The organism is Streptosporangium sp. CA-135522, from assembly GCF_050949235.1.
Taxonomy (GTDB): Bacteria; Actinomycetota; Actinomycetes; order Streptosporangiales; family Streptosporangiaceae; genus Streptosporangium.
On sequence record NZ_CP192026.1, the window covers coordinates 8,562,864 to 8,576,079 of the forward strand.

General features: G+C 68.2%; 12 protein-coding genes and 1 tRNA gene. 4 read left to right on the forward strand and 9 right to left on the reverse strand.

The features are described 5' to 3' along the window. Nucleotides 1–88 precede the first annotated feature (88 nt). The 9 genes from ACQPYK_RS40360 to ACQPYK_RS40400 form a co-directional block, all read right to left on the reverse strand. Entirely contained in the window at nt 89–1,153 is a 1,065-nt protein-coding gene (locus ACQPYK_RS40360; RefSeq protein ID WP_433259057.1) for a family 16 glycosylhydrolase, read from the reverse strand. A 357-nt stretch (nt 1,154–1,510) separates the two neighbouring features. Then, nucleotides 1,511–2,077 carry a recombinase family protein gene (locus ACQPYK_RS40365; protein ID WP_433243731.1) on the reverse strand — a complete coding sequence of 189 codons (567 nt, stop codon included), beginning with the start codon at nt 2,075–2,077 and terminating at the stop codon, nt 1,511–1,513. A 380-nt stretch (nt 2,078–2,457) separates the two neighbouring features. Next, nucleotides 2,458–3,471 (reverse strand): cytochrome d ubiquinol oxidase subunit II, encoded by a 1,014-nt coding sequence (locus ACQPYK_RS40370; protein ID WP_433243734.1) that lies wholly within the window; start codon nt 3,469–3,471, stop codon nt 2,458–2,460. 4 nt (nt 3,472–3,475) lie between these two features. Then, nucleotides 3,476–4,837 (reverse strand): cytochrome ubiquinol oxidase subunit I, encoded by a 1,362-nt coding sequence (locus ACQPYK_RS40375; protein ID WP_433243737.1) that lies wholly within the window; start codon nt 4,835–4,837, stop codon nt 3,476–3,478. A 278-nt stretch (nt 4,838–5,115) separates the two neighbouring features. Then, a tRNA-Lys gene (locus ACQPYK_RS40380) sits at nt 5,116–5,189 on the reverse strand. Between the two features lie 522 nt (nt 5,190–5,711). Beyond that, nucleotides 5,712–6,101: an OsmC family protein gene (locus ACQPYK_RS40385; RefSeq protein WP_433243740.1), complete on the reverse strand. Its 390-nt coding sequence runs from the start codon at nt 6,099–6,101 to the stop codon at nt 5,712–5,714. Nucleotides 6,102–6,175: 74 nt separating this feature from the next. After that, complete coding sequence (locus ACQPYK_RS40390) at nt 6,176–6,451, reverse strand: hypothetical protein (protein WP_433243743.1); 276 nt, start codon at nt 6,449–6,451, stop codon at nt 6,176–6,178. 54 nt (nt 6,452–6,505) lie between these two features. Continuing rightward, nucleotides 6,506–7,555, reverse strand: coding sequence for an NADP-dependent oxidoreductase (locus ACQPYK_RS40395; protein WP_433243746.1), 1,050 nt, complete (start codon nt 7,553–7,555; stop codon nt 6,506–6,508). A 194-nt stretch (nt 7,556–7,749) separates the two neighbouring features. Beyond that, nucleotides 7,750–8,391: a GntR family transcriptional regulator gene (locus tag ACQPYK_RS40400; RefSeq protein ID WP_433243749.1), complete on the reverse strand. Its 642-nt coding sequence runs from the start codon at nt 8,389–8,391 to the stop codon at nt 7,750–7,752. A 49-nt stretch (nt 8,392–8,440) separates the two neighbouring features. Between ACQPYK_RS40400 and ACQPYK_RS40405 the strand changes: the two genes are divergently transcribed. The 4 genes from ACQPYK_RS40405 (at nt 8,441) to ACQPYK_RS40420 (ending at nt 13,142) form a co-directional block, all read left to right on the forward strand. After that, on the forward strand, nt 8,441–9,643 hold the full coding sequence (locus tag ACQPYK_RS40405) for an aminotransferase class V-fold PLP-dependent enzyme (RefSeq protein ID WP_433243752.1): 1,203 nt from the start codon (nt 8,441–8,443) through the stop codon (nt 9,641–9,643). Between the two features lie 116 nt (nt 9,644–9,759). Next, nucleotides 9,760–10,944 (forward strand): branched-chain amino acid ABC transporter substrate-binding protein, encoded by a 1,185-nt coding sequence (locus tag ACQPYK_RS40410; protein ID WP_433243755.1) that lies wholly within the window; start codon nt 9,760–9,762, stop codon nt 10,942–10,944. Nucleotides 10,945–11,028: 84 nt separating this feature from the next. Further along, nucleotides 11,029–11,997: a branched-chain amino acid ABC transporter permease gene (locus tag ACQPYK_RS40415; protein WP_433243758.1), complete on the forward strand. Its 969-nt coding sequence runs from the start codon at nt 11,029–11,031 to the stop codon at nt 11,995–11,997. Next, on the forward strand, nt 11,994–13,142 hold the full coding sequence (locus ACQPYK_RS40420) for a branched-chain amino acid ABC transporter permease (protein ID WP_433243761.1): 1,149 nt from the start codon (nt 11,994–11,996) through the stop codon (nt 13,140–13,142). Before ACQPYK_RS40415 ends, ACQPYK_RS40420 begins: the two co-directional genes overlap by 4 nt. The last annotated feature ends 74 nt before the right edge of the window (nt 13,143–13,216 follow it).

Consider the following 13,216-nt stretch of genomic DNA (forward strand, 5'->3'; position numbering starts at 1 on the left):
AGGAGCCGTCGAGCGCCGACGCCGGTGGCCCGGGGCACGGGCCGGGCCACCGGTCAGGTGTCACCGCTCAGATGTCACCGGCCAGGCGTCACCGGTAGACGCGCACGTAGTCGACGAGCATCCTCTGCGGGAAGACCGAGGTGGCGTCCGGTGGTCCCGGCCAGTCACCGCCCACCGCGTTGTTCAGGATGACGAAGAACGGGTGGTCGAAGACCCACGGGCCGCGGGTGGCCTCCAGCTGGGCCCGGTCGACCTGGTGAACGACGTTGCCGTCGACCGTGAACCGCATGCCCTTGCTGTTCCAGTCGACGGCGAACACGTGGAAGACCGCGGCGAAGTCACCGGAGATCGTGTACGGCGAGCCGAACCCGCCGGCGCCGAAGTAGGCCGGGGCGTGGATGGTGGAGTACACCGTGCTCGGCTCCTTGCCGATGTGCTCCATGATGTCGATCTCACCCACGTACGGCCAGGGCCTTGCCTGGTCGAAGAAGTCGGCACCGAGCAGCCAGAACGCCGGCCAGAGGCCCCTGGTGCCCGACACCTTGATCCGGGCCTCGACCCGGCCGTAGGTGAAGCTGAACCTGCCGTAGGTGTTGAGCCGGGAGGAGGTGTACTGGCAGGTGGTGCTGCCGCCGCTCAACGGGTCCGGCGGACAGGCGGAGCCCGGCGTGACCTGCCTGCGGGCCTCCATGACGAGGTTGCCGCCGCCGTCCATGGCGGCATTGGCGTTGTCGGTGTAGTACTGCAGCTCGTTGTTGACGCCCGGACCGGTCTCGGGCCGCCACTTGGCCGCGTCGGGCCTGCTTCCGGCGGCTCCGTTGAACTCGTCGCTCCAGACGAGCCTCGGCGGGTCGGCGGGAGCGGGCGGGAGCGGGGGCGGGGTGATCGGCGCGCCGCCGGTGCCGTAAACCTGGAACTCCCACAGGGAGTAGCCGTACGCGGTGGCCCGCTGCGTGCCGTACATCCGCACGTAGCGGCCGGAACCGCTGACGGTCAGCGTCTGGGTGCCGCCCGTCGCCGCGGTGGCGGAGTGGATCGTGGTCCAGTTCGCGCCGTTGCCGGAGACCTGGATCTGGAACGCCCTGGCGTAGGCAGCCTCCCAGTTCAGCGTCACCTGGGTGACGGCGGCGACGGCTCCGAGGTCGACCTGGATCTACTGCGGGTCGCCGAAGGCGCTGGCACTGGCACTGGCACTGGCCCGGCGCACCTCTGCGGTACTGGTGGAGGGTGGGCGCATCTGTCCTAACCTTCCTGCTGGTCAGGCGGGTGATGCGAGGCTCAATCGGTGTCCATGCCAGCACTACCTGCACCGATTACTGTAAGTAGAGCAATTATTGCATATTGTTAGGTCAATGTGTGCAACTCGCCGAGGGTGCGAGGACGACCGCAGACTGCACATCGAGGGCGGCCGACGAGGGGTCGGAGGCCAAGATCCTTTGCCTCAATCCATTGAGAATCTGTGCTCCCTCCTCTTCGCTCCGCAGGCCGGGGACGATCCCCGGGCCTGACATCAGGGCGTCGTGGGCAGGTCGCCGTCCTCCAGGGCCGCCCGGTACAGCGTCGACCGCCCCACGCCGAACTCGCGCGCGATCTGGGTGACTGACTGGCCACGCCCGCGCCGGGCCCGCGCCACGGCCAGCACGTCGTCGGTGACCGTGGCCGGCCGGCCGCCGACCCGGCCGGCCCGGGCGGCGTCCAGACCCTCCAGGGTGGGCTCGGAGATCAGGTCGCGCTCCATCTCCGCGGCCATGGCCGCGACCAGGAACAGCATCTTGTCGGCGATGCTCTGCCCAGCCGGGCGGTGGGTGCCGGCGCAGATGCCGGTCAGGATGTGCAGGTTGATGCCGCGCGGCGCGAGCTCGTCCTCCAGGAAAACCAGCAGCTCCTTGACGCTGCGGGCGACCCGGTCGGGCTTGGTGATGACCAGCGTGTCCTGACCAGGCCATCGCGGGCGTCGCCTGGCGGGCGGCGGTCGGGACCGGCCGAAGAGCCGCACGCCCGGCCAGCAGATGGTGGAGGGGTCCAGCCCACACAAGCCCGAAACCCGCAGTCGCAGTAAATGCGGGTATCTGATCATGCGTGCGAGCGGTGTTCGAGCAGGTTGCATGCCGCCGTTCCGCAGTAAACGACACATTTACCGAGGAACGGGCAACGTCACGATTCGGGTGAAGGTGAGCCCAGGATCCAGCCCTGATCAGGCACAACGCTGGTCAAGATCATCTCGATGTGGGTTTTGGGCTTGTGTGGGCTGGACCCCTTGACCTGCTCGAACTATTCGAGCGACGGGGACGCGTCTCCTCGGCTCCGGCCGGCCAGCCCGTTCAATGGCGCGGTCCAGCGGCGGGTGCGCCATTGACAGGAAACTCCGACGGAATCACCCCTTGCTAGGGAGCGCTCTCTTAATGATCAAAAAACTATTGTTCCGGTGCTGAAGACGCGGGCCGGAAAGGCGGATCCTCAACCGTGCGCGCTCGGGTCGTACGGCGAGCGACGCTGCAACAGCAGCAACCAGGCCATGGCCGGCAGCACCAGCAACGCGCCCACCGCGAGCACGACGAGCGTGGCGCCGAGCACCGCCGGGTCGGCCGCGGCCTCCTCGACGGTGAGAGCGGGAAGGAGCATGATCGGATACTGCGCGAGCGGCCATCCCCACAGCACCGCCGTGACGGCCAGCGCGGCGGTGATCCGGACGGGCAGGTAGCGCCGTCGCCACAGCAGCGCCAGGGAGAGCAGGCCCAGCACGGCCCCGGCCACGACCAGCGGCAGCGCCCGGTGAGTGAGACCGTCGAACAGCCGCGAGGCGTCCCAGCCGATCACGGCGATGCCCCCGAGCGCGACGGCGCCCAGGCCGAGACCCATGACCAGCGCCCTGCGCCGGAACCCTTCGGCCAGGACGGGCAGGCCCGCCCGCACCGCGTCGTCGCACAGGTAGACCGCGGCGAGGTAGGCGCAGGCGGCGACCGCGAGGACCCCGCCGAGCAGCGAGGTCGGGTTGAGCCAGCTCGTCACGAGGTCACCGGCCGCCAGCCCCGGAGGGACGCGTCCGGAGGCGATCCCCCCTGCGACCGTACCCAGGAAGAACGGCGTCAGCACGGAAGAGGTCGCGAAGGCCGCACCGAACAGACGCTGCTGCCACAACTCCGTGCTGGCCTTGCGGAAGACGAAGGCGGCGCCCCGGGCGATGATGCCGAGCGCCGCCAGCGTCAGCGGGAGGTAGAGGGTGGACATCACCGCGGCGAAAACCGGCGGAAAGCCGGTCCACAACACGACGATCACGAAGATCAGCCACACGTGGTTGGCCTCCCACACCGGCCCGATGGAGTGCTCGATGAGGCGTCGCTGCGGCATGCCGGCGTCACTGCGCCCCGCCGCCAGGTCCCAGATGCCGCCGCCGAAGTCGGCTCCGGCCAGCAACGCGTACAGCGTCACGCCCACCCACATCACGACCAGCAGGGTCTGCGCCGGGTCCATCGGCTCACTCCGGTTCCTGGGGAGCGTGCGCCACCCGGTGAGCGCCCGCGACGCGCCGCAGGACGTAGACGGTGGCGACGGTGAGGACGACGTAGACCAGGGAGACGAGCACGAATCCGGCCCACAGGCCGGGCACCGGGTTGACCGCGTCGAACGTGCGCAGCTTGCCGTACACCACCCACGGCTGCCGGCCGACCTCCGTCACGACCCAGCCGGCCTCCAGGGCGACGACGGCGGCCACCCCGGAGACGGCCGCCAGCCGCAGGAACCATCGGGAGCGAGGCAGATCACGCCGTCGCCACCAGGCCGTGGCGTACCAGAGCCCCAGCAGGAGCAGGAAGAAGCCCATTCCCACCATCGTGTCGAAGGCCAGGTGCACGGGGGTGATCGGCGGGCGGTCGGCCTCCGGCACCTGGTCGAGCCCCTGGACCACGGTGTGCGGGCTGTAGCCGACCAGCAGGGACAGGCCGCTGGGGATCTCGATCGCGTAGCGCAACTCGCCGTCGACCATGAAGCCGCCCAGGCTGAGCGGTGCTCCCGGGCCGGTGTGGAAGAGGCCCTCCATCGCGGCGAGCTTGGTCGGCTGGTACTCCGCGAGGAATTTGGCCGCGTAGTCGCCCAGCAGGATCTGGATCGGGGCGAACGCGGAGGCCATCGTGAAGGGGATGATGAAGCCCAGGCGGTGGTAGCGGTCCCGCCGTCCGCGCAACATCGCCACCGCGTACACCGCCGCGGTGGCGAACCCGGCGACCATGAACGCCGCCACGATCATGTGGAGTGTCTGCGGCGGCGTGGCCGGGTTGAACATCGCCCGCCAGGGGGCCACGTCCCGCACCCGGCCGTCTTCCACCACGAACCCGACCGGCTGGTTCATCCACGCGTTGGCGGTCACCACGAAGAACGCCGAGGCCACCCCCGCGATCAGCACGGGCACCCCGCTCAGCAGGTGCGCCCTGGGCGAGAGCCGGTCCCAGGCGTAGAGGTAGACGCCGATGAAGATGGCCTCGACGAAGAAGGCGATGCCCTCCAACGCGAACGGCAGGCCGATCACCTCACCGTAGGTTCCCATGAGCCCCGGCCACAGCAGACCCATCTCGAAACTGAGGATCGTCCCGGAGACCGCCCCGACCGCGAACAGCACGCCCATCGCCGTGGCCCATCGCCGGGCCAGCCGCATGGCGTCGCCGTCCCCGGTGCGGACGGCCCGCCACTCGGCGAACAGCAGCAGGGCCGGCATCCCGACCCCCAGACAGGCCAGCACGATGTGCCAGCCCAGTGAGAGGGCCATCTGCATGCGCGCCGCGGCCAGGTCCGCCGCGCTCGCCGGGCCGGCCAGGATCATGGCCGCGGCACTGTCCCTGTCCATGTCACGGTCACGGCAGGGACGTCGCGGTGAGTACGGCGCGGCGCCGGGCGAGGGCGCGACCGGCTCCCCCGGCGGCGGCCCCGATGGGGGCCGGCCGGATTACCGTGCCGCTGATATCGCCCCTGACCTGCATGAATGCCTCCTCCCCCGCGAGGGAGGGGCACAAACGATCCTACGCGGGAGGGCTGCCGCCGCCACGGCGCGAATCACTTTGCGGGTAGGGCCGTCACATGAGAAAAGCCCGGCTCGACCATGGTCGAGCCGGGCTTTTCCGGTTGTGCGCCGCCAGGGACTCGAACCCCGGACCCGCTGATTAAGAGTCAGCTGCTCTAACCAACTGAGCTAGCGGCGCTTGCAACGGAGGTAACTCTAGCAGCAGCCCCGGCGCCGGCGCACATCAGAAAACCGGGCACTCCTCCGGCGCCCCTGGTGACCGCGAGTCCATGCCGAACGACCTCCCGCGGACGTCTTCCGGACCGGTGGACGGTTCCCGTGAACGCGATCGGGGCCGGGCGGTCCCCCGACCGTCCGGCCCCGATCCCGTCAACAGACTCGGGGCCGGACAGTCCCCCAACTGTCCGGCCCCGGCCTCCTCGCGGGCCTCTCCGCAGCCTCCCCCAAGACCGCGGCGGCGCCGCTCAGGGACGCGATCCCCCTCGCGTCCTGTATCCGGTGAAAAGTCTCTGCAATGCTCCCCCCGGGCTTCGCAGAACCCCTTGACCTGCTTCAACAGTACAGAACCAAATGTAACGAGCACGTCATACGAGGGTTGATTTTGGGCCTACAGCCAGGGTTGACCCGGTATTGCCAACAGGGTCACGTGGCATCCACGGCCGGACGTGCCCGGCCGCTCCGGGCGGCCGGGCACGACGGGTCACTCGGGCAGTTCGAGCCGGATCTCGGTCTTCTCCCGCAGCGCGCGGCTGACCGTGCAGTATTTCTCCTCGACGCGGTGGGCCACCGCCCGGAAGACCTCGTCGGCCTTCTCGTCGCCCTCCGGCAACTCCACGTCGTAGGTGATCGTGATGGGTCCGAGCAGCGTCGACTCGATCTTCTCCGCCTGAACGGTCATCGCCAGGCGGACCAGCCGGTGATCACGCTGGGCGGTGAGCGGCTCCACTGTGACGATGTTGCATCCGCCAAGGGCCACGAGCAGCAGCTCGACCGGGGTGAACACCCCCTGCTCGTCACCGCCGCCCATGGCGACCTCGGCTCCTCGGTCGTTGCGGGCGACGAACCCGTCGTCGGTCCGCTCAACTCTCACCTGTGCCACGGCACTCCTCCCTCAGCCCTGCCTGCCGGTCACCCTATCGAAGCGGCCGTCACGGGCGGGGGCGCCTAGGCTTCGGGATGCTTGGAGAGATAATCAATGTAGAACGGACGCAACGCCTCACCAAGGCGGCCCTCACCGGACGCCATGGCGTCGCTGAGCAGAGCGGAGACCCGGCTGAGGTCGTTCGCCGTCTCGTCCTCGTTCCCGGTGGACGCCTCCGCCGCCGGGATCACCTTGAGCAGCTCCCACAGGAAGGCGAAGTCCCCGTGGTGGACGGCATAGCGGATCGCGCGATCATGTAGCTCCTGGGCCGACAGCGCCTCAAGCTCATCCGTTTTCAACTAACCCACCTCCTCTCGCCCCTTCTGCCCCCAGATTGTGGCGATCATGCACGCTCAGCGGGCCAACCGGACGATCATCTTTCCGGTGTTGGCGCCACGGAGCATGTCGATGAACGCCGTGGGGGCGTTCTCCAGCCCGTCGACGACGGTTTCCTCGAAAGTGATCTCGCCGTCGCGGAGCCAGGCGCCCACCTCGTCGATCATGCCGGCCATGCGGTCGAGGTGGTCGGTCACGATGAATCCGCGAAGGGTGAGCCGCTTGCCGATGACCAGGGGGAGGTTGCTCGGCCCGGGGACCGGTCCGGCGGCGTTGTAGACGGAGATCGCACCGCATATGGCGGCCCGGCCGTAGGTCCTGAACACGTCGAGGGCCGCCTCCAGGTGGTCGCCGCCGACGTTGTCGAAGTAGACGTCGATCCCGTCGGGCGCCACCTGGGCGAGCTGCCTGCGGACCGGTGCGGCCTTGTAGTTGAAGGCGGCGTCGAAGCCGAGTTTGCCGGTCAGGTAGGCGATCTTCTCCTGGGAACCCGCACTGCCCACGACCCGTGAGGCGCCCTTCAGCCGGGCGATCTGCCCGGCCAGGCTGCCCACCGCCCCGGCCGCTCCGGAGACGAACACCGCGTCGCCCTCCTGGAACGCGGCGACGTCGAGCAGGCCCACGTAGGCGGTGAGGCCGGGCATGCCGAGCACACCGAGGTAGGCCGAGATCGGGACGCCGGGGATCTCCTCGATCCTGCGCGCCTGATCCGCGCCGACGAGCGCGTACTCCCGCCAGCCGTACCCGTGCAGGACGAGGTCGCCGGGCGCGAGATGCCGGGTGCGCGACTCGACGACCTCTCCCACCGCGGCGCCGTCTAGAGGCCTGCCGAGTTCGAAGGGCGGAACGTAGGACTCGACGTCGTTCATGCGCCCCCGCATGTACGGATCGACGCTCATATAGAGGTTACGGACGAGAACCTGCCCCTCACCGGGAACGGGCAGCTCCACCCGCCCCATTGTGAAGTTCTCCTCGGTCGGCCATCCGGACGGCCGCGAGGCGAGCCGGATCTCCCGCGACGCCGTACGGCCGGCGGATCCGGAGGCGTTGGACGTGTCGTCGGACATGATGAATCCCCCTGGCGGTGCTATGTCAGACCTGCCCGTCAGGACGGGCCGGGCCGGGCATATAGGCGCTTCGACGCGAACGTGGCACTAGAACGGCTCGCTCACATCGGCCGGCGGCCCAAGAGGCTCGCCGCTGAGGTATTCATGCCCCGGCTCGCGCCGGTCAACGGGGCGGGGGCCGCACCCGCCCGTTCTCACGTGGCCGGCTTCTGACCCAGGTAGGCGGCGCCGTTGACCCAGTTGCGGGTAAGCCATCCCGCCGCCCCGAACAGGTCGTTCGCCCGGATGGCGGCGACGATCTCGCGGTGCTCCTCGACGCTGCGGCGAGCCCGGTCGATCCCGCCGAAGTAGAGCACGTCGTAGCGCTTGACCAAGGGCTTGGTCTGGCTGATCAATCGCATCAGATGGGTGTTGGCGCAACGTGACAGGAGCAGCGCGTGCCATCGGTCGTCAAGGCCGGCCAGGTCGCCGCCGCTCTCCATGACGCTCTCCATCTCGTCGATCTGGCGCTCGAGCTGGCCGAGGATGCTGAGCAGGTCCTGCGGAGAGGTCCATCGCAGGGCGAGAGACTCCAACTCGCCCACCAGCGGATAGAGCTTGCGGGCCTCCTCGACGTCGATGGGCGGCACGGAGAAGCCCCGGCCGGGATCGGCGGCCAGCAGTCCCCGATCGGCGAGTTCCACCAGGGCCTCCCGCAGGGGCGTGCGGCTGACCCCGAGCTCGGCGGCGAGGTGGACCTCGTTCACCCGGGTCGCCGCCGGCAGGCGGCCGTCCAAGATCCTCGCCGTGACCTGCTCCGCGATGTCACGGCGCAGCGGCCCCTTGTCCTTCGGCATTCAATCCATCCCTCTTGAGTATTGTTGGAGCTTATTGTATTCAGTTTGTATGAGCAGTATTCAGAATCTGGATGTGGCCAGAGCGCGATCAGAGACACCCGGCTGCACCCAGGTCAACCACCTGAACAATGCGGGGACCGCACTGCCCCCGGCCCGCGTGACCGACACCGTCATCACCCACCTGCGCGCCGAAGCGCTGCGCGGCGGTTACGAGGCCGCGGCCGAAGCGGAACCCCGGCTGGCAGGCGTACGCGGTTCGATCGCCCGTCTGCTCAACGCCGAAGCCGGGGACATCGCCCTGGCCGAGAGCGCGACCCGGGCCTGGCAGTCCATTTTCTACTCCATCCCTTTCCGCCCGGGTGATCGAATTCTTACCTGCCGGGCCGAGTACGCGAGCAATGCCATCGCGTTCCTGCAGGTCGCCGCGCGGACAGGAGCACAGGTCGAAGTCGTCGAAGACGACGAAAGCGGCCAGTTGGATGTGGCGGACCTGCAACGCCGCCTGGACGACCGGGTGAAGCTGATCTCCCTCACCCACGTCCCCACCCAGGGAGGACTGGTCAATCCGGCCGAGAAGGTCGGCGAGATCGCCCGGCGCGCAGGCGTGACCTTCCTGCTCGACGCCTGCCAGTCCGCCGGCCAGCTCCAGCTCGACGTGCAGCGGTTGCGCTGCGACGCGCTCACCGCCCCCGGCCGCAAGTATCTGCGCGGTCCCCGGGGCACCGGGTTCCTCTACGTCGGTCCGCGACTCCGCGAGAAGGTCGAGCCGGCGATGCTCGATCTCCACTCGGCGACCTGGACCGATCCCCACCGGTACCGCGTGCACGACTCCGCCCGCATGTTCGAGACCTGGGAGCGTAACGTGGCGGCGACGCTCGGCCTCGGGGCCGCCGTGGACTACGCCCTCTCCTGGGGTATGGACGCCATCGAGGAGCGGGTCTGCGCGTTGGGCCGGAAACTGCGGGAAGAACTACGGCAGATACCCGGGGTGAAGGTGCACGACCAAGGCACCCGGCAGTGCGGCATCGTCACCTTCACCGTGGCGGGGACGCCCTCGGCGGAAGTGCAGAGCGAGCTTTCCCTGTCAGGCGTCAACGTCTCGGTTTCGCTGCGGGAATACTCTCAGTATGACCTCCCTGCCCGAGGTCTGCCCGATGTCGTCCGCGCATCGGTGCACTATTACAACACCGAAGAAGAACTCCAGCATCTCGCCAAAGCACTCGACCAACTTCGCAGCGCCACCTCGCGTTGAACGAATCTCGCGGCGTCCCCCGGCCGTACCGACCGTCACGGCTCTGTGGGTCATCCCCGGACGGGGATGACCGCGTGATTCCGGTCCTGACAGGGACCGGGTGAAAGAAGGCAACCTTGTGGCCCAAGACTGCTCGCCTCGGCGGCGCGCTCGCCATCGGCACGGCTCTCACCCTCGGTCTCGCCGCGTGCGGCGGCGGCTCTGACGCTCCCGCCGGCCAGGCGGCTCCCAGCACCGTCAAGATCGGTTTCATGGGCGACCTGACCGGCCCCAACGCCGGCATCGTGATCCCGCCCAGGAACGGCGCCAAACTCGCCATCGACAACTACAACAAGACCAACCCGGCCGTGAAGATCGAGCTGGTGACATACGACAGCCAGGGCGACGCCTCCAAGGCCGTCGCGCTGGCCCAGCAGGCCATCAAGACCGACAAGATCGTCGGCCTGATCGGCCCGGCCTTCTCCGGCGAGTCCGCCCAGGTCGGCCCGGTGCTGGAGGAGGCGGAGATCCCCAGCATCACCGCCTCGGCGACCAACGCCAAGCTCGCCGAGAACGGCTGGAAGTTCTGGCACCGCGTCCTGCCGAACGACGCCGTCCAGGGCCCCAGCATCGCCGACTTCATCGCCGGCGCCGCCGCCGGGAAGAACGTCTTCGTGATCGACGACAAGTCGGAGTACGGCAAGCCGCTGGCCGACGCGGTCCGGGCGCAGCTCGGCACCAAGGGCGTCAAGGTGACCAGCGACTCGCTCGACCCGTCGGAGAGCGACTTCTCCTCGGTCGTCAACAAGGTCGCGGGGGTCAAACCCGACGCGCTGTTCTTCGGCGGCTACTACGCCGCGGGCGGCAACCTGCTCAAGCAGCTGCGCGACAAGGGCGTCAAGGACACCAAGTTCTTCTCCGGTGACGGCTCGCTGGACAAGGGCCTCATCGACGGCGCCGGCGCCCCGAACGCCGAGGGCGCCCTGGTCGGCTGCCCGTGCTACATCGCCACCCCGGACGTCACCGACGCCAAGATCAAGGGCTTCGCCGACGCCTACAAGGCGGCCTTCAACGCCGACCCGGCGATCTACGCGGCCGAGGGCTACGACGCCGCGACGGTCTTCGTCGAGGCGATCAAGGCCGGCAACACCACCGCCGCCAAGATCAACGATTTCATCAAGACCGTTGACCTGGCCGGTGTCTCCAAGCAGGTCAAGTTCGCGGCCAACGGCGAGGTCGAGGCCAAGGACATCTACATGTACCAGGTCAAGAACGGCGCCATCACGCTGCTCGGCAAGGCGACCGAGGCCAGGATCAAGTAATGGTCTCCGCTGTGTCCGCGGGCGGGATCGGACAGTCGATGCCGCCCGCGGTACGGGCGACCCCGCTAGAAGTGGTAGCCCCTAGTGCTCAATGACTTCATCAACCAGTTCTGGCCGGCCACGATCGATGGCCTGGCCTTCGGCTCGATCTACGCCCTGATCGCGCTCGGCTACACCATGGTGTACGGCGTGCTGCGGCTGATCAATTTCGCGCATTCCGAAGTGTTCATGATCGGCACGTTCGGGGCGATGTTCGTCCCGTTCGTGCTCGGTATCAATTCCGCGCTCACCGGCCTGGCCCTGGTCGGTGTGATCATCGCGATGATCCTGGCCGGCATGCTGGCCTCGGCCGGCACCGCGATCGCGCTGGAACAGATCGCCTACCGGCCGCTACGCAGGCGCGGCGCCTCCCGGCTGGCCGCGCTGATCTCGGCGATCGGCGCGTCGATCTTCCTGCAGGAACTGTTCGCCCTGCTGGTCATCCCGCAGGTGTTCAACCGCCCGCAGCAGGGCCGCATCCAGATGGGCCTGCCCCGGCTGATGGAAAAGACCGAACTGTTTTCACTGTTCGGTCACTCGGTGCGGGTCGATCAGGTCCTGGTGATCGTGGCCGCGATCGGCATGATGATCGCGCTGGACGCGCTGGTCAACCGCACGAAGATCGGCCGCGGCATCCGCGCCACCGCACAAGACCCCGAGGCGGCGGTGCTGATGGGGGTGGACATCAACCGAATCGTGCGGATGACGTTCTTGATCGGCGGCGGCATGGCCGGCGTGGCCGGCGCGCTGTATCTGATCTCCTATGAAAACACCAACTACTACATCGGGTTCCTGTTCGGGATCAAGGCGTTCACCGCGGCGGTACTGGGCGGGATCGGTAACCTGCGGGGCGCGTTGGTCGGCGGAGTCGTGCTCGGCCTGGTGGAGAACTACGGAGCGATCTTCTTCGGCTCCGACTGGAAACACGTGATCTCCTTCACCATCTTGGTCTTGGTCTTGATGTTCCGGCCCACCGGCATCCTCGGTGAATCACTTCAGCAGGCGCGCGCATGAACCACAAAAACTCCCTGGAAGCCTTCCGGCACAAGGCCGGCCACTACGGCGATGTGCTGCATGAGCGGTGGCTGAGCACGCCGGGCTGGCAGCGGTGGATGCTGTACGTGGCGCTGATCATCGGCGCGCTGCTGCTGCCCTCCGAGAGCATCGGCTCGTTCATGTCGCCCTACACCGACTGGGCGAGCATCCTGTTCTTCCCGATCGGCACCTATGTGGTGTTGGCCATCGGGTTGAACGTGGTGGTCGGTCAGGCCGGCCTGCTCGACCTGGGCTATGTCGCGTTTTACGCGGTCGGCGGCTATTCGATGGCACTGCTCGGGACCCGGCTGGGCTGGAACTTCTGGCTCATCTTGGTGGTGGGCATCGCGATCTGCGCGTTGTCGGGGATCACGTTGGGTGGTCCGACGCTGCGGTTGCGCGGCGACTATCTGGCGATCGTCACGCTGGGCTTCGGTGAGATCATCCGGATCACCGCCCGCAACACCGACGCGATCGGCGGCCCGAACGGTATCCGCGGCATTCCGCACCCGCCCAGTTGGGGCGAGGGTTTCGAGCTGTTCGGGGTCAAGGTCTTCAAGTACGGGGTGCTGGATCCGCGGCCGTATTACTACCTGCTGGTCGCGCTCGCCGTGATCGTGATCATTTTGGTCAAGCGGTGGGAGAAGAGCCGGGTCGGCCGGGCCTGGGCGGCGATCCGGGAGGATGAGGACGCGGCCGAGGTGATGGGCGTGCCCACGTTTAGGTTCAAGATGCTGGCCTTCGCCATCGGCGCCTCGATCGGCGGGACGATGGGCGTGTTGTGGGCCTCGAAGGTCATCTCAATCAACCCGAACGATTTCCAGTTCCTGTTGTCGGCGACGATTTTGGCCGCGGTGGTCATGGGCGGCGCGGGCAATTTGCCGGGGGTGATGCTGGGGGCGTTCGTGGTGGCGTGGCTGCCGGAGCGTTTCCGGGGTCTGCAGGAGTACCGCATGCTGATCTTCGGCGCGGTGCTGGTGGCGCTGATGATCTTCCGTCCGCAGGGGTTGCTGCCCTCCCGGCAGCGTAAGGCGGAGTTGCAGGAGGGCTCGGGCGGGATGGGCACGCTCGGCGCCGAGGTGCCCGGGCCCGAGTCACGGGGCGAGGAGGTGGCCTCCAAGTGAGCGCCGACAACAACACGACCGACACGACCAACGGCGGCAACGCCAGCACCCCGGTGGCCGGTGCGGCGACTGGG

What these genes read in the sequence shown, in the direction of transcription:
- ACQPYK_RS40365 (WP_433243731.1), bottom strand. Translation starts at nt 2,077, where the DNA reads ATGATCAGATACCCGCATTTACTGCGACTGCGGGTTTCGGGCTTGTGT.
- ACQPYK_RS40370 (WP_433243734.1), bottom strand. Translation starts at nt 3,471, where the DNA reads ATGGACCCGGCGCAGACCCTGCTGGTCGTGATGTGGGTGGGCGTGACG.
- ACQPYK_RS40375 (WP_433243737.1), bottom strand. Translation starts at nt 4,837, where the DNA reads ATGGACAGGGACAGTGCCGCGGCCATGATCCTGGCCGGCCCGGCGAGC.
- ACQPYK_RS40395 (WP_433243746.1), bottom strand. Translation starts at nt 7,555, where the DNA reads ATGTCCGACGACACGTCCAACGCCTCCGGATCCGCCGGCCGTACGGCG.
- ACQPYK_RS40400 (WP_433243749.1), bottom strand. Translation starts at nt 8,391, where the DNA reads ATGCCGAAGGACAAGGGGCCGCTGCGCCGTGACATCGCGGAGCAGGTC.
- ACQPYK_RS40405 (WP_433243752.1), top strand. Translation starts at nt 8,441, where the DNA reads ATGAGCAGTATTCAGAATCTGGATGTGGCCAGAGCGCGATCAGAGACA.
- ACQPYK_RS40420 (WP_433243761.1), top strand. Translation starts at nt 11,994, where the DNA reads ATGAACCACAAAAACTCCCTGGAAGCCTTCCGGCACAAGGCCGGCCAC.